This window comes from Methylobacterium sp. Gmos3 (assembly GCF_056430985.1).
The window spans coordinates 190073-206653 of the sequence record NZ_JBWJYL010000005.1 but is presented as its reverse complement, the minus strand read 5'-3'; the positions used below and the strand labels follow the sequence as shown (position 1 = coordinate 206653).

Sequence of the window (16581 nt, the reverse complement as noted above, 5' to 3'; positions counted from 1 at the left end):
AGAGAGCCATGAAACGCCGCACGCTCCTCGCGCTCGCCCTCTCCGTCGGGCTCACCGCGCCGGCCTTCGCCGCCGATTCGAACACCGTCTACCTGCAGACCAAGGACGGCCGCATCACCATCGAGCTGCGCCCCGACCTCGCGCCCAAGCACGTGAAGCAGATCAAGACGCTGGTCTCGCGCGGCTTCTACGACGGGCTGAAGTTCCACCGGGTGATCGACGGCTTCATGGCCCAGACCGGCGATCCGAAGGGCAACGGCACCGGCGGCTCGGACCTGCCCGACATCCCGGCCGAGTTCTCGCAGACCGCCCAGTTCAAGCGCGGCACGGTGGGCATGGCCCGCTCGGGCAACCCGAACTCGGCCAACTCGCAGTTCTTCATCTGCCTCGGCGACGCGCCGTTCCTGAACGGCCAGTACACGATCGTCGGCAACGTCACGGACGGGCTCGACGTCCTCGACAAGATCAAGAAGGCGGCCCCCGGCGCCCCCGGCGGCGCGGTGCAGGATCCCGACAAGATCGTGCGCATGACCCTGGCCGGGAAGGCTCAGTGAGGCGGGCCGTCCGGCCCGTCCTCTGGGGCGCCCTCGTCCTCGGCGCGGCGCTGCCGGCGCGCGCCTATGACGGGGGCCACTTCTATTCCGGTTACGTCTACGAGCCCGGCGGCGGCTATTCCCTGGCCCTGCCGGAGACCCTGGCAGCCACGATCGCCGTGCCGCTGGCCGGCAGGCCGCCGGGCGCGGCGGACACGCTGCGGCAGCTCTTCCCGGCGCTCGCCGCCTGCTGGAGCCCGCCCCATTTCACCGCCACCCCGCAGGGGCCAGACGTGCAGGTAACGGCCCGGTTCTCGCTTCGGCGCGACGGCAGCGTGATCGGCACCCCGCGCATCACCTACGCGGCGGGCGTCTCGGGCGGGGACCGCACCACGCTCACCCGCGCCACCCTCGCGGCCCTCGGGCGCTGCACCCCGGCGCGTCTCACGCCCGGCCTCGGCCGGGCCATCGCCGGCCGCCCGCTGGCCCTGCGCTTCGTCTATCATCCCCCGGCCTGACCGGCCGGCGACCCCATCCCCCACCCGACCAACGGAGAACCGATCATGGCGGACAACGAAACCATCGTCCTCGAGACCACCAAGGGCCGCGTCGTCATCGGGCTGCGCCCCGACCTCGCGCCGAACCATGTCGAGCGGATCAAGGCGCTGGCCTCCCAGGGCTTCTACGACGGCGTGCTGTTCCACCGCGTCATCGACGGCTTCATGGCCCAGACCGGCGACCCGACCGGCACCGGCTCGGGCGGCTCCGACCTCCCCGACCTGAAGGCCGAGTTCAACGCCGAGCCGCATGTGCGCGGCACCTGCTCGATGGCCCGCACGAACTTCCCACACTCGGCGAACTCGCAGTTCTTCATCTGCTTCGAGGACGCCCGCTTCCTCGACAAGCAGTACACCGTGTGGGGCAAGGTCGTGGAAGGCATGGACGTGGTCGACACGATCAACAAGGGCGAGCCGCCGCGCTCGCCGGACAAGATCGTGAAGGCCACCGTGGGCGCGGCCGCGTAAGGGACCGGCTCCTCCCCCCGCCCGGCGGGGGGAGGGACCCTTCAGGCCCTGAGCCAATCCTCCGCCCGGGACACATCCTCCGGGGCGTTGAGGTTGAGGAACGGATCGACCGGCTCCACCGGCCATTCCACCACCGCACTCCCGTGGCGGGCGATGAAGCCGCCGACCCGGCGCTCGCCGGACGCGAGCCATGCCCGCAGGTCGTCCCGCAGGGCGACGGGCCAGAGCGCCGCCGTGTAATGCTCCCGCCCGCCCGAGGCCGCCACCGCGATGGCGCCCGCACCGAGGGAGGCGGCGAGCCGCGCGACGAGATCCTCCGGCAGGAACGGGGCATCGCCCGGCACGCTCAGCACATGCGTCACGCCGGGCAGGCCCGCGCCGTGTTCCAGCCCGGCCAGGATGCCCGCCAGCGGCCCCACGGCGCCCGGCACGGGATCGGGCAGGACCGGCCCATCGAACACGCCCGCGAACCGCGCCGGATCGCCGTTGGCGCTGAGCGCCAGCCCGGCGGGGCATTGCGGCACCACGCGCTCCGCGATCCGCGCCAGGAGGGGCCGTCCCCCGAGGGGCAGCAGGGTCTTGTCGACCCCGCCCATCCGCCGCCCGAGGCCGCCTGCGAGGATCAGGCCGAGGATCAGCGCCACCGGCAGGCCCCATCGCGCATCCCCTCTCCCCGCCTGCGGGGAGAGGGCCGCGACGACCCCGTCGTCGGCGCGGCAAGGCGGCAGCCGGGGGTGAGGGGGGCTTGGCGGAGAAGCCTCATCCTGCGAGCCCCCTCACCATCGCTTCGGCTTCGCCTCCGCTTCCCGCCGACACGACAGGGTGTCGGCGGGCCTCTCCCCGCAGGCGGGGAGAGGGGAAGGCGCGCGCCTGATCATCTCCGTTCCAGCTACTCGAAGACGATCTTCGGCGCCGTGCGGGCGGGGCCCGCGCCGGAGAGGTTCGCCCAGAGCGAAGCGGCGATCTCGCGGTAGACCTTGGCCTGCGGCCCCTCGGGATCGGTCGCCACCACCGGACGGCCGGCATCCGAGGTCTCGCGGATCGTCATGTTCAGGGGCACCTCGCCGAGGAACGGCACGCCCAGGCGCTGCGCCTCGTTGCGCGCGCCGCCATGGCCGAAGATGTGCGAGGCATGGCCGCAATTCGGGCAGACGAAGGTCGCCATGTTCTCGACGATGCCGAGGATCGGCACCGCGACCTTCTTGAACATCGTCACCCCGCGCCGGGCGTCGATGAGTGCGAGGTCCTGAGGGGTCGAGACGATCACCGCGCCCGAGAGGGGCGTCGCCTGCGCCATGGTGAGCTGCGCGTCGCCCGTGCCGGGGGGCATGTCCACGAGGAGCACGTCGAGTTCGCCCCAGAGCACGTCGCGCAGCATCTGCGTGATCGCCGACTGGACCATCGGGCCGCGCCAGATCATCGCCGCCTCGGGCTCGATCAGGAAGCCGATCGACATCACCTTCAGGCCGTAGCCGACCATCGGCTCCATCGCCTTGTTGTCGACCACGGTGGGCTTGCCGGTGAGGCCGAACAGCTTCGGCACCGAGGGGCCGTAGATGTCGGCATCGAGCAGGCCGACCTTCAGCCCCTGCGCCTGGAGGGCGAGGGCGAGGTTGCAGGCGGTGGTGGACTTGCCGACGCCGCCCTTGCCGGAGGCCACCGCCACGATGTGGCGCACGCCCGGCAGTTTCGGCCCTTGCTGCGGCGGGGCGCCGGGCCGGGGCGGGGCGACGGGGGGCGGGCTCACCGGGCGCGGGGCGGCGCTGCTCTGGGCCGGATGGCTCGCGTCGCGCTCGGAGGTGAGGCTCGCGAACACGCCGGAGACGCCCGGCATCTGCAGGACGCGGCCCTCCGCCTGACGCCGCACCGGCTCGAACTTCTCGGCCTCGGAGGCGTCCACGAGGATCGAGAACATGACCCGGTTGGTCGGATCGACCACGACCTGGGAGAGGCGGCCGGAGCCGGGCAGGGTGGTGCCGGCGGCGTCGATCGTCACCGATTGCAGGGCGCGCAGCACGTCGTCGCGGGTGATGGCCAAGGTCAGGGGCTCCGGAACTCGTTTGTCTCCATCTATACGCGCCCGAGCGAAACACCACCCTGGCGCGCGGCCTGAACCAACCGGAGCCTCGCCCGTTGAAGACGCGAATCCGGGCCGGCCCCCTCAGGCTGGCCCTCGCCGAGGCAGGAGTCACGCCGTGCACCAGAACCATCGCGACCACGAGGGCGCCGAGAAGCTGTTCGAACTCATCAAGGACGTGAAGGTCGCGATGATGACCACCGTCGATACCGACGGCACGCTGAACAGCCGCCCGATGTGGAACAACGACATCGACCAGAACGGCGACCTGTGGTTCTTCACCAAGCTCCACTCGCCGAAGACGGCCGAGATCAGCCGCGACAACCAGGTGAACCTCGCCTACTCGGACCCGTCGAGCCAGAACTACGTGTCGGTCGCCGGCAAGGCCGAGGTGGTGCGCGATCAGGCGCTCATCGACGAGAAGTGGAATCCCAGCCTGAAGACGTGGTTTCCCAACGGCAAGGACGACCCCGAGGTCGCCCTGATCCGCGTCTGCCCCGAGAAGGGCGAGTACTGGGACAGCCCGAACGCCACGATGCTGCACCTCTACGGCACCGTGAAGGCCGCCCTCACCGGCGAGAGCCCGAAGACCGAGACCAAGAAGGTCGGGCTGTCGTAAGACTGCTGAACGTCAGAGAGGGCGGCAGGCCGGGCACGGCCGCCGCCCGTCGTCACACCCTCCACCGTCATTGCGAGCGCAGCGAAGCAATCCAGGGCAGCGGGACGTCCCAGGCGTCGGCGCCTCCCTGGATTGCTTCGCTTTCGCTCGCAATGACGGGTTGGCGCTGGAAAAGAGGGGTGACCCCGGCCCGGCTCGGTTGACGCCACGCCCGAATCCATGCGCCCTCCCTCTCCCCCGGCGCGACCCGAAGTCCCGAAAAAATGCTCGATCTGGCGAAGCGGGTGTACGACCACAGCTTCCGCATCGATCCGATCGTGCGGTCGCTGCTGGATACGGATTTCTACAAGCTGCTGATGGCGCAGACGATCCTGCGCCGGCACCCGCAGGTGGAGACGACCTTCGGCATCGCCAACCGCACCGCCCGGGTCCGCATCGCCGACGAGGTCGATGAGGGACTGCTGCGGGAGCAGCTCGACCATGCCCGCTCCCTGCGCCTCTCGAAGGGCGAGGTGACGTGGCTGCGGGGCAACGTGTTCCGGGGCCAGGGCCGCATCCTCGAGCCCGACTTCGTGGCGTGGTTCGAGAACTTCCGCCTGCCGGATTACGAGCTCGCCACCCGCGACGGGCAATACGAACTGACCTTCCACGGCCCCTGGGTCGAGACCACGATGTGGGAGGTGCCGGCGCTCGCCATCCTCAATGAGTTGCGGGCGCGGGCGGTGCTGCGCGGCATGGGCAAGCTCGCCCTTCAGGTGCTCTATGCCCGCGCGATGACGCGGGTCTGGGAGAAGATCGAGCGGCTTCAGCGCCTGCCCGACCTCTCCATCGCCGATTTCGGCACGCGGCGGCGCCACGGTTTCCTGTGGCAGGATTGGTGCGTGCAGGCCATGGCCGAGGGCTTGGGCGAGCCGCGCTTCCTCGGCACCTCGAACTGCCTCATCGCCGCCAAGCGCGAGGTCGAGCCGGTGGGCACCAACGCCCACGAATTGCCGATGGTCTACGCCGCGCTGGCCACCGACGACGCCGCGCTGGCGGCGGCGCCCTACGCGGTGCTCGCCGACTGGCAGGAGGATTACGCGGGCAACCTCCGCATCGTCCTGCCCGACACCTACGGCACCACCGGCTTCCTCGCCAACGCCCCCGATTGGGTGGCGGACTGGACCGGCATCCGCATTGATTCCAAGGATCCCATCGAGGGCGGGGAGGAGGCGATCCGCTTCTGGCAGGAGCACGGGCGCGACCCCCGCGACAAGCTCGCGATCTTCTCCGACGGGCTCGACATCGCCGAGATCGAGCGCATCCATGCCCGCTTCCACGGGCGGATGCGCATCGGCTACGGCTGGGGCACCCTGCTCACCAACGATTTCCGGGGCCTGATGCCGGACGGGCGGCTCGATCCGATCTCCGTCGTCTGCAAGGTCATCGACGCGAACGGCCACCCCACGGTGAAGCTCTCCGACAACCCGACCAAGGCGCAGGGTCCCGCCGACGAGGTCGCCCGCTACCGCCGCGTGTTCGGGGTGGGCGAACAGGCCGCCTTGCCCGTTCTGGTCTGAGCGCACGCGGCGGGTATAACGTCGACCACGACGGGCCCGAGACGGCCCGCGCGGGAGGACAATCTGATGGGTATGAACCGCCGCTCGCTCCTCGGCGCCGCCGGCCTCGCATTGGGCGCGCCGGCCCTGAACGCGGCGCAGGCGGCTGAGACCCCCGCCCCGGCGGTCAAGGCCCCGCCACCTCCGCCCGTGACGAAGATTCTCGCGGAGTTCATCCGCGGCTCCACCTATGATGGCCTGCCGGAGAACGTCCGCCGGGAGGGCGTGCGCAGCTTCGTGAACTGGGTGGGCGTCGCCATCGGCGGCTCGCACCACGAGACCCTCGACATCGCGGTCTCGGCGCTGCAGCCCTTCTCCGGGCCGCCGCAGGCCAGCCTGTTCGGCCGTACCGAGCGGTTCGACATCATGAACGCCGCCTTCCTCAACGGCGTGTCGAGCCACATCTTCGACTTCGACGACACCCACCTGAAGACGATCATCCATCCGGCCGGGCCGGTCGCCTCGGCGATCCTGGCCTATGCCGAGATGAAGCCCGTCTCCGGCAAGGATTTCCTCGACGCGCTGGTGGTGGGCATCGAGGTCGAGTGCCGCATCGGCAACATGGTCTATCCGAACCATTACGATGCCGGCTGGCACATCACCGGCACCTGCGGGCCGTTCGGCGCCGCCGCCGCCGCATCGAAGCTGATGGGGCTGAGCGAGGAGCAGACGATCTATGCGCTCGGCCTCGCCGCCTCGCAGCCGGTGGGCCTGCGCGAGTCGTTCGGCTCCATGAACAAGAGCTTCAACCCCGGGCGCGCCGCCGCCAACGGCCTGTTCGCCGCGATCCTGGCCGCGAAGGGCTTCACCTCGTCCGAGAAGATGATCGAGGTCCGCCGGGGCTGGGCGCAGACCATCTCCACCAAGCAGGACTGGTCGCAGATCACCGACGGGCTCGGGAGCCGCTACGAGAGCGCGCTCAACACCTACAAGCCCTTCGCCTGCGGCATCGTCATGCATCCGGCCATCGACGCGGCAATCCAGATCCGCGACGAGGACCACGTGAAGCCGGAGGACATCAAGTCGGTGGATCTCAAGGTCCATCCGCTGGTGCTGGAGCTCACGGGCAAGACCGCGCCGAAGACGGGCCTGGAGGGCAAGTTCAGCATCTACCACGCGGTGGCGGTGGCCTTCGTGGAGGGCGCGGGCGGCGAGAAGCAGTTCAGCGACCGGGCGGTGAACGACCCCCGCGTCGTGGCGCTGCGCGGCAAGGTGAACCCGGTGGTCACGCCCGGCGTCGACCCGGCGCAGGTGGACATGACCGTGACGCTGAACGACGGCCGCACGATCCACCGCCACATCGACCACGCCATCGGCAGCGTCGAGAAGCCGATGACCGACGCCCAGCTCGACGCGAAGTTCAAGGATCTCGCGGACGGCATCCTCCCCGCCACGCAGGCGAACCGCGTGCTCGCCCTCTGCCGCTCCCTGCCCGACCTGAAGGACGCGGGCGACGTCGCCAGGGCGGGGGTGCAGGGGGCGTGAGCCGCGCCTGACGGCTGAGCTTCATCCGGGCGGGATCGTTTTTCCCTCCCGGCCCGTTCCCCGTGCGAGAGGCGCCCCGGCCCCGGTCGGCGCCTCGTGTGGCGTCGTGGGGGCTCGCGGGTCGTCGATGGTCAACAGGAGCACCGGGGGAGTCGGCGTGGACGCTGCGTCGATCCGGCCCCGCCCAACGCGCGTCGCCGCCGCCGAGCGGCCCAAGGCGGCGCTCGCCTCGCCGCTGGTGATCGGGGCCATCCTCGTGGCCGGGCTGTATTTCGGCCGCGAGATCTTCATCCCGATCGCCATCGCGCTTTTGCTGTCCTTCGTCCTCGGGCCGCTGGTGAATTACCTGCGCCGCTGGCGCCTGCCGCGCCTCGTCGCCGTGGGACTCACCGTCCTGATGACGCTGGGGATTGTCGGGGCGCTCGGGACGCTGATCGGCATCCAGGTCGCCGATCTCGCGGGCGACGTGCCGCGCTACCGCGCCACGATCGAGCACAAGCTCGACAGCCTGCGCAGCAGCCCCGCCGGCCGGATCACCGATTACGTCGCCAATATCGGGCGGGCGATCCACAACGCCGGCAACGCCGCCGAGGCGCCGCCGAAACCGAAGCCCTCGCCGCCCTCCTCGGAGGGGCCGCCCCAGCCCGAGCGCAAGCCGATGCTGGTGGAGATGACGGCGACCCCGCCGAGCCCGCTGGAGACGGCGAGCACGCTGCTGTCGCCGGTGATGCAGCCGCTGGCCACCACCGGCATCGTCTTCGTGGTGCTGCTCTTCGTGCTGATGCAGCGCGAGGACCTGCGCGACCGGCTGATCCGGCTGGCGGGCTCGCGCGACCTCCATCGCACCACGGTGGCGATGGACGACGCCGCCAAGCGGCTCTCGCGCTACTTCGTGGCCCAGCTCGCCCTCAACACCGCCTTCGGCGTGGTGATCGGCGTTGGGCTCTACCTGATCGGCGTGCCGAATCCGGTCCTGTGCGGGATCGTCTCGGCGCTGATGCGCTTCGTGCCCTATCTCGGTGCCTTCCTCTCGGCCCTGCTGCCGATGCTGCTGGCCGCCGCGATCGAGCCCGGCTGGAACATGACCATCGCCACCGCGATCCTGTTCCTGATCCTCGAACCGATCACCGGGCAGGTGATCGAGCCGATGCTCTACGGCCAGTCGACCGGCCTCTCGCCCACCGCCGTGCTGGTCTCGGCGCTGTTCTGGACGTGGCTGTGGGGGCCGGTCGGGCTGCTGCTCTCGACGCCGCTCACCGTCTGCCTCGTGGTGCTCGGGCGCCACGCCGAGCATCTCGAATTCCTCGACGTGCTGTTCGGCGACAGGCCCGCGCTGACACCCGTGCAGAACTTCTACCAGCGCATCCTCGCGGGCGATTCCGAGGAGGTGCTGGGCCATGCCGAGCTGATCCTGCAGCATTGCTCGCTCTCCTCGTACTACGAGGATGTGGTGCTGAAGGCGCTCGAACTCGCCGCCCGCGACGCGGCGCGCGGCGTCCTCACCCCCGCGCAGAAGAGCGCCATGCGGAGCACGTTGGCCGAACTCATCGACGACCTCGCCGACCGCGCGGACGGCCCCGTCGAGGGCGCCCGCAAGGACAAGGAGGCGGCCGATGCGTGCGAGGCGCAGGGCGCCTGCAGCCCGCTTCCCGCCCATTCGATCCCGAGCGCATTGCCGGAGGCCTGGACGCGCGAGGGCGCGGTGCTGTGCATCTCCGGCCGGGGGTTCCTGGATGCCGCCGCCGTGGCGATCCTGGCGCAGATCCTCGCCAAGCGCGGGATCGGCGCACGAACGTTGCCCTTCGCCGAGACCGCCTCGGCCCGCCTCGCCCGGCTCGATCCGGGGCCGGCGCGGATCGCCTGCGTCGTCTCCATCGCCCATGGCGGCGAGCCGCAGCACCTGAACCGGCTCATCGCCCGGCTGCGGCGGCACATGCCCGCCGTACCGGTCCTCGCCGGGCTGTGGCTCGCCGGGCAGGAGGAGCGGCGCCCGATCTTCACCCTCGACGCCGACATCACCGCCGGCTCCCTGCACGAGGCGGTGGAGGCGGTGCTCGAGGCTGCGGAGGCCGACGCGGTGCCCGTCGCACGGTCCCGGCAGGACGCTCCCGTCCCGGCGGCTCCGGCCCCCGGAGTCGTGGGGCAGGGCGCCGTGGAAGTTGGGGCTTGACGCCGACCCCCCTCGCCAGCCTTCGTCTGACCGTCGGCGGAAAGCCGGCCCGTCGGAGCAGTCACCGCATGAGCGTCGTCGAACTCGGCCGGTTCATGGAAGACCTCGCCCACGCCTCGGGCAAGGCGATCCTGCCGTTCTTCCGGGCGCAATTCGCCCTGGAGGACAAGGCGCGGGGCGGCGCGCCGTTCGATCCGGTCACGGAGGCCGACCGGGCGGCGGAGGTCGTCTTGCGGGCGATGATCGGCAAGGCCTTTCCCGGCCACGGCATCCTCGGCGAGGAGTTCGGCACCGAGCGGGAGGATGCGGAATGCGTCTGGGTGCTCGATCCCATCGACGGCACCCGCGCCTTCATTGCCGGCCTGCCGACCTGGGGCACGCTGATCGGCCTCACCCGCCACGGGGTGCCGGTGCGTGGCCTGATGCACCAGCCCTACCTGAACGAGATCTTCACCGGGGACGGGCGCACGGCGCGCCTGCGCGGCCCGGCCGGGGAGCGCACCCTGCGCACCCGCCGCTGCGCCGACCTCGCCCAGGCGCTGATGGCCACCACCGACCCGCGCCTGTTCGCGGATGGCGAGGAGGCGGAGCGCTTCCGTTCCCTGGAGGGCCGGGTGCGCCTCTCCCGCTACGGCGCCGATTGCTACGCCTATTGCATGGTGGCGGCGGGGCAGGTCGACCTCGTGGTCGAGGCCGGGCTGAAGCCCTACGACATCTGCGCGCTGATCCCGATCATCGAGGGGGCGGGCGGGCGCGTCACCGCCTGGGACGGCGGTTCCGCCGCCAAGGGGGGCAGGGTGGTCGCGGCGGGCGATCCCCGGCTGCACGAGGCGGCCCTCAAGGTGCTGAACCCATGAGGGGTGCCAAGGGGGGGCCGATGGGCGGCCCGTGCTGCTGAGCCTCCTCCTCGCCACCGCGAGCCTGTGGGGGAGCCTGCACGCCGCCCTGCCGTCGCGGCCCCTCCTGCTGCCGGCGAGTCCGGCTCCGGCCGAGGCGCCGCGCTTCGACCCGGCCACGCGGGCGGTGTCGAACTGGCACGCGCAGACGGCCGAGTCCCTGCGGCCCCGGGCGCTGGCCCTCACGGCGAGCCTCAGCAAGGATCCGCCCTACGTCGCCCGCTGCGTGCGGCTCAACAACGGCTGGTGCATCAAGTCCGCCCGCTGGCCCGGCGAGATCGGCGCGGACGGGGAGGGGCACACGGCCTTCGCCACCCTGGCCGACGGGGCGGACGCCGCCGCGCGGCTCCTGCGCCGCTATTACCGCGACTACGACCGGCGCAGCGCGCTCGCCATCGTGCGCCGCTGGGCGCCCTCCGAATGCCGCATCGCCGCCCCGAGCGCGGGCCGAACCGCCGTCGCGACGCCCGCCGTCTCGGCGGCGCTGGCGCCGCGCGGGCTTGGCAAGACCCTGCGCGCCCGCTTCCTCGCCCGCCACCGGCCGGGCGGCGCCCCCCGCGTCGCGGCGGCGCGGCGCGCGCCGGCGGGGGGCCTGCGGGTCCAGCCCTGGTCGCCCCTCGCGCGCCTCGGCGGTCGCCCCCGCGCCCGGATCGCCGCGCCCCGTCCGGTGGCCGACATCGCCTCCGGGATCGGAGCCAGGGCGACGCCCGCCCCGCGCCCTGTCGCGGACCCCTCCGCGCTGCTGTCGGGCGGGCGGGTGCCGAGCGCTGACAGGATGGTGGCGGAATCGGCCCTGCTCCCGGCCATCGCCGCCGGTCTCCCGTTGCTCGATCTGCGCCTGCCGGCCCCGATCTGCGCCGGCGACGAGGTGCGCATCGCTGCCTATGCCGCGCGGATCGCGGGCAGCGTCGGTGTGAAGCCCGGCGACGACCTGCACCTGTTCGCGCCGGACGGATCGCCCCTGCCGAACCTCGCCGCCGTGATGCTCGTCATGTCGGCGGTGGAACTCGGCACCCTCCGCGCCGGGCCGGACCTCGTCGCCGGAGCCATCGGGCGGCTCGCGCAGGAGGGACAGGCGCGGGAGAGCGCGGCGAAGGAATAACGGATCTCGCAATCCTCGCCGTCATTGCGAGCGAAAGCGAAGCAATCCAGGGATGCACCACGTCCTGAGGCGTCCCGCTGCCCTGGATTGCTTCGCTTTCGCTCGCAATGACGTTGCGGGAGCACGAGGGGTAGCGGCACACCCTTGCAGCCGCGCCTGTCCCGCGCCACCTGACGCCCGCCCCATTCCAACCGTCGCCGGCCCGTGTCCCCTCCCTTGACCGACTTCACCTCCCGCGCCGGCTCGGCCCTGCGTGCCTTCGCCGAGGCGTCCCAGGACCTCCTCGTCCAGCCGACGCTCCGCCTCGGCGTCACCGGTCTCGCCCGCTCGGGCAAGACGGTGTTCACCACGGCGCTGATCCACCATCTGGTGGAGACCCACGCCCTGCCGGCCTTCGCCGCCGCGCAGGAGGGCCGCCTGCGCCGCGCCCGCCTCGTGCCCCAGCCCGACGACGACGTGCCGCGCTTTCCCTTCGAGGAGCATTTCGCGACCCTCACCGAGGCCCGCGCCTGGCCGCGCTCCACCGACCGGATCAGCCAGTTCCGCCTGGAAATCGCCTACGAGCGCGCCGCCGGCTGGCGCTCCGGCCCGGCGACGCTGATGCTCGATGTGGTCGATTACCCCGGCGAATGGCTCCTCGACCTCGCCCTGATCGAGACCGATTACGTGGCGTGGTCGCGCTCGACCATCGCGGGCACGCGGCGGCCCGGCCGCGCCGCCATCGCCGCCCCGTGGCTCGCCGCCCTCCAGGGCTTCGATCCGGCCTCGCCCCTGGACGAGATCGCCGCCGAGCGGGCGAGCGACGCGTTCAAGGCCTACCTCTCGGCGCTGCGGGCCGGGCCGGAGGCGGTGGCCACCACCCCGCCGGGGCGGTTCCTGATGCCCGGCGACCTCGCGGGCTCCCCGGCGCTGACCTTCGCCCCCCTCGACCGCCTGCCCGACACCATCGACCCGGACAGCCTCGCCGGGCTGATGCAGCGCCGGTTCGAGGCGTACAAGGCGAAGGTCGTGACGCCCTTCTTCCGCGACCATTTCCAGCGGGTGGACCGGCAGATCGTGCTGGTGGACGTCCTCTCGGCGGTGGATGCCGGCCCGACGGCGCTCGCCGAGCTGGAAGAGGCCATCGACGCGGTGCTGCTCAGCCTCAACATCGGCCGCAACTCGATCCTGTCGCGCTTCTTCGCCCCCCGCGCCGACCGGGTGCTGTTCGCCGCCACCAAGGCCGACCACCTCCACCAGACCAGCCACGACCGGCTCGACGCGCTGCTGCGCCTCCTCGTCTCCCGCGCCATGCGCCGCACGGAAGCCGCAGGCGCCCGCGTCGGCACGGTGGCGCTGGCCTCCGTGCGGGCGACCCGCGAGACCACCGTCCACGACGACGGCGAGGTGCTGCGCGCGGTGGCGGGCACGCCCGAGGCCGGGGAAGTGGTCGGCGACGAGACCTTCGACGGCCAGAGCGAGGCGGCGGTGTTTCCCGGCGAGTTGCCGGCCCGGCCGGAGGCGGTGCTGGAGGGGGCCGTCGCGCCCGGCTCCCTGCGCTTCCCGCGCTTCCGCCCGCCGCTCATCCGGCCGGACCATCTCGGCCGGCCCGGCCACCTGCCGCAGATCCGCCTCGACCGGGCGATGCAGTTCCTGATCGGCGACCGGCTCGCCTGACCCTCTCGGATCCCTCGCGATGACCTCAGGCCAGAAACCCCGCGCCTTCCGCCTGTCCCCCGAGCCGCCGCCCGGCCCCGGCTTCGCGCCGCCGCCGGAGCGCACCGCCCCCGCCCCGGTGATCGTGGAGGAGCCCTTCGAGATCGTCGACGCCGCCGACGGCGTGCCAGTGCCCGTGGCGCCGAAGAGCCGGTCACCCTGGGGGGCGCTGTTCTGGTCGGCGGCGGGCGGCCTCGTCTCCCTCGGGATCGGCCTCTCCCTCGAGCGGATGATCGCCGACCTGTTCCAGGCCGCGCCCTGGCTCGGCTGGGTGGCGCTCGCCCTGCTCGGCCTCGCGCTACTGGCGCTTGCCGTCATCCTCGGGCGCGAACTCGCCGGCCTGCGGCGGGAGAAGCGGATCGAGCGCCTGCGCCAATCGGCCATCGACGCCATTGCCACCCGCGACCATTCCGGGGCGCTCGCCGTGGTGAAGGAGGTTTCCGGCCTCTACGCGGAGCGGGAGCGGCTGAGCCCCGCCCGCGCCCGGCTCGATGCCTCGGCGGATGCGATCCTCGACGTGGATGATCGGATCGGCCTCGCCGAGCGGGAATTGCTGACCGATCTCGACCGGCAGGCCCGCAACGCCATCGCGACGACGGCCAAGCAGGTCTCGGCGGTGACGGCGCTGAGCCCCCGCGCCATCGTGGATGTGGCCTTCGTGCTGTTCGCAGGCGTGCGGCTGCTGCGCCGGATCGCGACGATCTACGGCGGGCGGCCCGGCTTCCTCGGCTTCCTGCGGCTCGCGCGCTCGGCGCTGGCGCATCTCACCGTGACCGGCGGCATGGCGGTCGGCGAGAGCGTGATGCAGCAGGTGCTGGGGCTCGGCCTCGCGGCCCGCGTCTCGGCCAAGCTCGGGGAGGGGGTGCTGAACGGCCTGATGACCGCCCGGTTCGGGCTCGCGGCGCTCGCCGTGTGCCGCCCGCTGCCCTTCGTGCGCCTGGAGCCGCCGCGCCTCACCGATGTCGCCGGGGAATTGCTGCGCTCGGGCGAGGAGAAATAGGGACACCGGCTCACCCCGTCATTGCGAGGCGGAGCCGAAGCAATCCAGAGCGCGCCTTGTCCGGACGAGGCGGCGCCGGCTGGATTGCTTCGCTTTCGCTCGCAATGACGGTGAGGATGTCAGGGCGGCAGTCCCCGCAAGGGGGACTGCGTGGGATCAGCGCTTGAACTTGCCGTCGTACTTGAACTCCGGCGCGGACTTCAGCTGATCCTTGCTGGCGCCGATGATCGCCTTCCACTTCTTGGCGTCGGCATCGTAGCCGAGGGCGACCGAGTCGGGCGACACGACGACGTAGTGCTCGCCCATGCCGAGGAAGCCGCCGACGGACAGGATGTAGCCCGCGAGCTTCTGGTTCTCGATCACGAGGTCCTTGATCTCGCCGACGGTGTTGTTCTGCGCGTCGGTGACATTCAGGCCGATCAGGTTGTAGCTGAGCACCGCGTCCTGCGGGACGTTGACGAACTTGGGCGCCACGGTCGGCGGGGCGGCATTCTTTTCGGCGGCCAGGGCGGGACCGGCGAGCAGCGCGGCTGCGAGCGTGGCAAGGACGAGACGACGCATGATATTCTCCAACCGCCCATAAGGGGCGGCAGGAAATGGCCTGCTCCCGCACATCGTTCCGCGCCCCGGCCAGAAATGTTAATGGCCGGAACATGGAACCGAACCGGGCTTCGGGTGGCGCGATGGGGAGGTCCTTTCCCAATCACGCCCGGATCGCGTTCCTGTTCAATTCGCCGCAGCGGGCTCCGGCCTCGGTTCCGCCTTGGCCAGCACCTCGATGTCCCGGTCGAGGCCGCTTTCCACCTTGAACTCGCGGGTGAAGACCTGCCCGTCGTGGCGGGCGATGAGGACGTAATCGCCCTCGGCCAGCGTCACCTGCGGGAAGGCGCCGATCGCCTCGCGGATCGTGTCGCCGCCGGGCGTGAGCACCGAGAAGGCGGTGCCCGCGAAGGCCTCTGCTCCCGGCGTGGTCACGAGCTTCAGGGTGACGGTCGCCGCCCTGTGGTTGAGGGTCGCCTCCGTGACCTTGCCGTTCTCGACCTTCAGGTCGGCGCGCTGGATCGCGTTCGATTCCCCGTAGGTCGAGACCACGTGGTAGGTGCCCTCGGGCAGGCGCAGGACTTCGCCGGTATGGATGCCGGAGCGCACGAGGCGCCCTTCCGAGTTCGTCCCCACCGGCACGAAGACTGAGAAGGTCACCTGATCCTGCGGGATCTTGGTGTCGCCCACCGCGCCGGACAGCTTCAGGGCCCCGGCCGCGATCCGCAGCGTGTCGCTGGCGGCCTGCCCGCCGAGGACGATGCGCTTCGAGGCGCTGGCGAAGCCGTAGGTGACGGTGGCGACGTAGGCCCCCGGCGGCAGGGTGAAATGCGGTTCGGCCTCGGTCGAGCGGGCGATGATCGCCGGCCGCGTGCCCTCGCCCCGGTCATCGAGGATCCGCCACGCGAGGCCGTCGCGCAGGGGCGTGCCGCTGCCGGTGAAGATCGCCGACAGGGTGAGTTGCGCGTCGGGCTCGGCCGGGGGGAGGGCGGGCGGCAGCGCGGGGCTGGTGATGGAGGGCGTCAGCAGCGGCGTGCCCGTGCCGGGCACGAGGTTCTGCTGCGCGAGCGCCAGGGCGGGCACGAGCGCCATCGCCAGAGCCGCCGGCACCACGCCCCGCCTCGTCCGCCGTCCCGCGCCCATCCCGCTCATCCTCTCGTCCGCCGCCGATCCTGTGCCGCGCGACCGTGGCGGCGGCAAGGCCGCACCTTTCGCCCGCCCGCGCCCCGTGCGACACCCGCCGGAGACGCCGCGACCGCCTCCGGATGGGAGCCATGACCGAGACCCTCGACCTCCTGCGCACCCGCCGCTCGGTGCCGCCGCCCCTCCTCGACGGGCCGGGTCCCTCCGCGGACGAGTTGCAGACCCTGCTCACCCTCGCCGCGCGGGTGCCGGACCACGGCAAGCTCGCCCCCTGGCGGTTCATCGTCATCGCGGGCGAGGCGCGGGCGCGGGTCGGCGAGATCATCGCCGCCGCCTTCGCCGCCGACAACCCCGAGGCCGGGCCGGACAGGCTCGAGCAGGAGCGCCGCCGCCTGCAGCACGCGCCGGTCGTGGTCGCCGTCGTGTCGCGGGCGGGGCCGCATGTGAAGATCCCGGAATGGGAGCAGGTGCTCTCGGCGGGGGCGGTCTCGATGAACCTCGTCGTCGCCGCCAACGCCATGGGCTACGCCACCTCCTGGCTCACCGAGTGGCACGCCTACGACCGCCGGGTGCTCGACGCGCTGGGCCTCGCGCCGCAGGAACGTCTCGCGGGTTACGTGCATATCGGGAAGGGGCGGGAGATCCCCTCGGACCGGCCCCGGCCGGCGCTCGCCGACATCGTCACCACCCTGTGAGGC

General features: G+C 71.9%; 16 protein-coding genes. 12 read left to right on the top strand and 4 right to left on the bottom strand.

Features of this window, described 5'->3' with window-relative positions:
• Positions 1–8: 8 nt before the first annotated feature.
• The 3 genes from ACS5Q7_RS12160 to ACS5Q7_RS12150 are packed head-to-tail and all read left to right on the top strand — an operon-like array spanning position 9 to position 1558.
• The gene (locus tag ACS5Q7_RS12160; RefSeq protein ID WP_478339566.1) at positions 9–554 is read left to right on the top strand and encodes a peptidylprolyl isomerase; all 546 of its coding nucleotides are present in this window, start codon (positions 9–11) and stop codon (positions 552–554) included.
• The gene (locus tag ACS5Q7_RS12155) at positions 551–1051 is read left to right on the top strand and encodes a hypothetical protein (protein ID WP_478339565.1); all 501 of its coding nucleotides are present in this window, start codon (positions 551–553) and stop codon (positions 1049–1051) included. Before ACS5Q7_RS12160 ends, ACS5Q7_RS12155 begins: the two co-directional genes overlap by 4 nt.
• Positions 1052–1096: 45 nt before the next feature.
• Positions 1097–1558 carry a peptidylprolyl isomerase gene (locus tag ACS5Q7_RS12150; RefSeq protein ID WP_342165504.1) on the top strand — a complete coding sequence of 154 codons (462 nt, stop codon included), beginning with the start codon at positions 1097–1099 and terminating at the stop codon, positions 1556–1558.
• Positions 1559–1599: 41 nt separating this feature from the next.
• On the opposite strand, the gene mobA is transcribed toward ACS5Q7_RS12150, so the two are convergent.
• Complete coding sequence (mobA, locus tag ACS5Q7_RS12145; RefSeq protein ID WP_478339754.1) at positions 1600–2208, bottom strand: molybdenum cofactor guanylyltransferase MobA; 609 nt, start codon at positions 2206–2208, stop codon at positions 1600–1602.
• Between the two features lie 239 nt (positions 2209–2447).
• Positions 2448–3596, bottom strand: coding sequence for an iron-sulfur cluster carrier protein ApbC (apbC, locus tag ACS5Q7_RS12140; RefSeq protein WP_478339564.1), 1149 nt, complete (start codon positions 3594–3596; stop codon positions 2448–2450).
• 157 nt (positions 3597–3753) lie between these two features.
• On the opposite strand from apbC, the gene ACS5Q7_RS12135 reads away from it, so the two are divergent.
• The 8 genes from ACS5Q7_RS12135 (at position 3754) to ACS5Q7_RS12100 (ending at position 14200) form a co-directional block, all read left to right on the top strand.
• Complete coding sequence (locus ACS5Q7_RS12135; RefSeq protein ID WP_478339563.1) at positions 3754–4254, top strand: pyridoxamine 5'-phosphate oxidase family protein; 501 nt, start codon at positions 3754–3756, stop codon at positions 4252–4254.
• Positions 4255–4517: 263 nt separating this feature from the next.
• Complete coding sequence (locus ACS5Q7_RS12130) at positions 4518–5813, top strand: nicotinate phosphoribosyltransferase (RefSeq protein ID WP_478339562.1); 1296 nt, start codon at positions 4518–4520, stop codon at positions 5811–5813.
• Positions 5814–5879: 66 nt separating this feature from the next.
• Positions 5880–7337 carry an MmgE/PrpD family protein gene (locus tag ACS5Q7_RS12125; protein ID WP_478339561.1) on the top strand — a complete coding sequence of 486 codons (1458 nt, stop codon included), beginning with the start codon at positions 5880–5882 and terminating at the stop codon, positions 7335–7337.
• Between the two features lie 127 nt (positions 7338–7464).
• On the top strand, positions 7465–9507 hold the full coding sequence (locus ACS5Q7_RS12120; protein ID WP_478339560.1) for an AI-2E family transporter: 2043 nt from the start codon (positions 7465–7467) through the stop codon (positions 9505–9507).
• Between the two features lie 68 nt (positions 9508–9575).
• Positions 9576–10364, top strand: a complete 789-nt coding sequence (gene hisN, locus ACS5Q7_RS12115; RefSeq protein ID WP_478339559.1) for a histidinol-phosphatase — start codon at positions 9576–9578, stop codon at positions 10362–10364.
• 31 nt (positions 10365–10395) lie between these two features.
• On the top strand, positions 10396–11505 hold the full coding sequence (locus ACS5Q7_RS12110) for a hypothetical protein (RefSeq protein WP_478339558.1): 1110 nt from the start codon (positions 10396–10398) through the stop codon (positions 11503–11505).
• Between the two features lie 216 nt (positions 11506–11721).
• On the top strand, positions 11722–13161 hold the full coding sequence (locus ACS5Q7_RS12105; protein WP_478339557.1) for a YcjX family GTP-binding protein: 1440 nt from the start codon (positions 11722–11724) through the stop codon (positions 13159–13161).
• A gap of 19 nt (positions 13162–13180) precedes the next feature.
• Positions 13181–14200 carry a YcjF family protein gene (locus ACS5Q7_RS12100; RefSeq protein ID WP_478339556.1) on the top strand — a complete coding sequence of 340 codons (1020 nt, stop codon included), beginning with the start codon at positions 13181–13183 and terminating at the stop codon, positions 14198–14200.
• Positions 14201–14356: 156 nt separating this feature from the next.
• Here the strand turns inward: ACS5Q7_RS12100 and ACS5Q7_RS12095 are convergent, their stop codons facing one another.
• Positions 14357–14761, bottom strand: coding sequence for a PRC-barrel domain-containing protein (locus ACS5Q7_RS12095; protein ID WP_478339555.1), 405 nt, complete (start codon positions 14759–14761; stop codon positions 14357–14359).
• 165 nt (positions 14762–14926) lie between these two features.
• Positions 14927–15883, bottom strand: coding sequence for a hypothetical protein (locus tag ACS5Q7_RS12090; protein WP_478339753.1), 957 nt, complete (start codon positions 15881–15883; stop codon positions 14927–14929).
• Between the two features lie 131 nt (positions 15884–16014).
• Between ACS5Q7_RS12090 and ACS5Q7_RS12085 the strand changes: the two genes are divergently transcribed.
• Positions 16015–16578, top strand: coding sequence for a nitroreductase family protein (locus tag ACS5Q7_RS12085; protein WP_478339554.1), 564 nt, complete (start codon positions 16015–16017; stop codon positions 16576–16578).
• The last annotated feature ends 3 nt before the right edge of the window (positions 16579–16581 follow it).

Coding starts and splice junctions, on each gene's coding strand:
- ACS5Q7_RS12150 (WP_342165504.1), top strand. CDS start 1,097: ATGGCGGACAACGAAACCATCGTCCTCGAGACCACCAAGGGCCGCGTC.
- ACS5Q7_RS12125 (WP_478339561.1), top strand. CDS start 5,880: ATGGGTATGAACCGCCGCTCGCTCCTCGGCGCCGCCGGCCTCGCATTG.
- ACS5Q7_RS12085 (WP_478339554.1), top strand. CDS start 16,015: ATGACCGAGACCCTCGACCTCCTGCGCACCCGCCGCTCGGTGCCGCCG.
- ACS5Q7_RS12120 (WP_478339560.1), top strand. CDS start 7,465: ATGGTCAACAGGAGCACCGGGGGAGTCGGCGTGGACGCTGCGTCGATC.
- ACS5Q7_RS12095 (WP_478339555.1), bottom strand. CDS start 14,761: ATGCGTCGTCTCGTCCTTGCCACGCTCGCAGCCGCGCTGCTCGCCGGT.
- ACS5Q7_RS12100 (WP_478339556.1), top strand. CDS start 13,181: ATGACCTCAGGCCAGAAACCCCGCGCCTTCCGCCTGTCCCCCGAGCCG.
- ACS5Q7_RS12130 (WP_478339562.1), top strand. CDS start 4,518: ATGCTCGATCTGGCGAAGCGGGTGTACGACCACAGCTTCCGCATCGAT.
- hisN (WP_478339559.1), top strand. CDS start 9,576: ATGAGCGTCGTCGAACTCGGCCGGTTCATGGAAGACCTCGCCCACGCC.
- ACS5Q7_RS12090 (WP_478339753.1), bottom strand. CDS start 15,883: ATGGGCGCGGGACGGCGGACGAGGCGGGGCGTGGTGCCGGCGGCTCTG.
- ACS5Q7_RS12160 (WP_478339566.1), top strand. CDS start 9: ATGAAACGCCGCACGCTCCTCGCGCTCGCCCTCTCCGTCGGGCTCACC.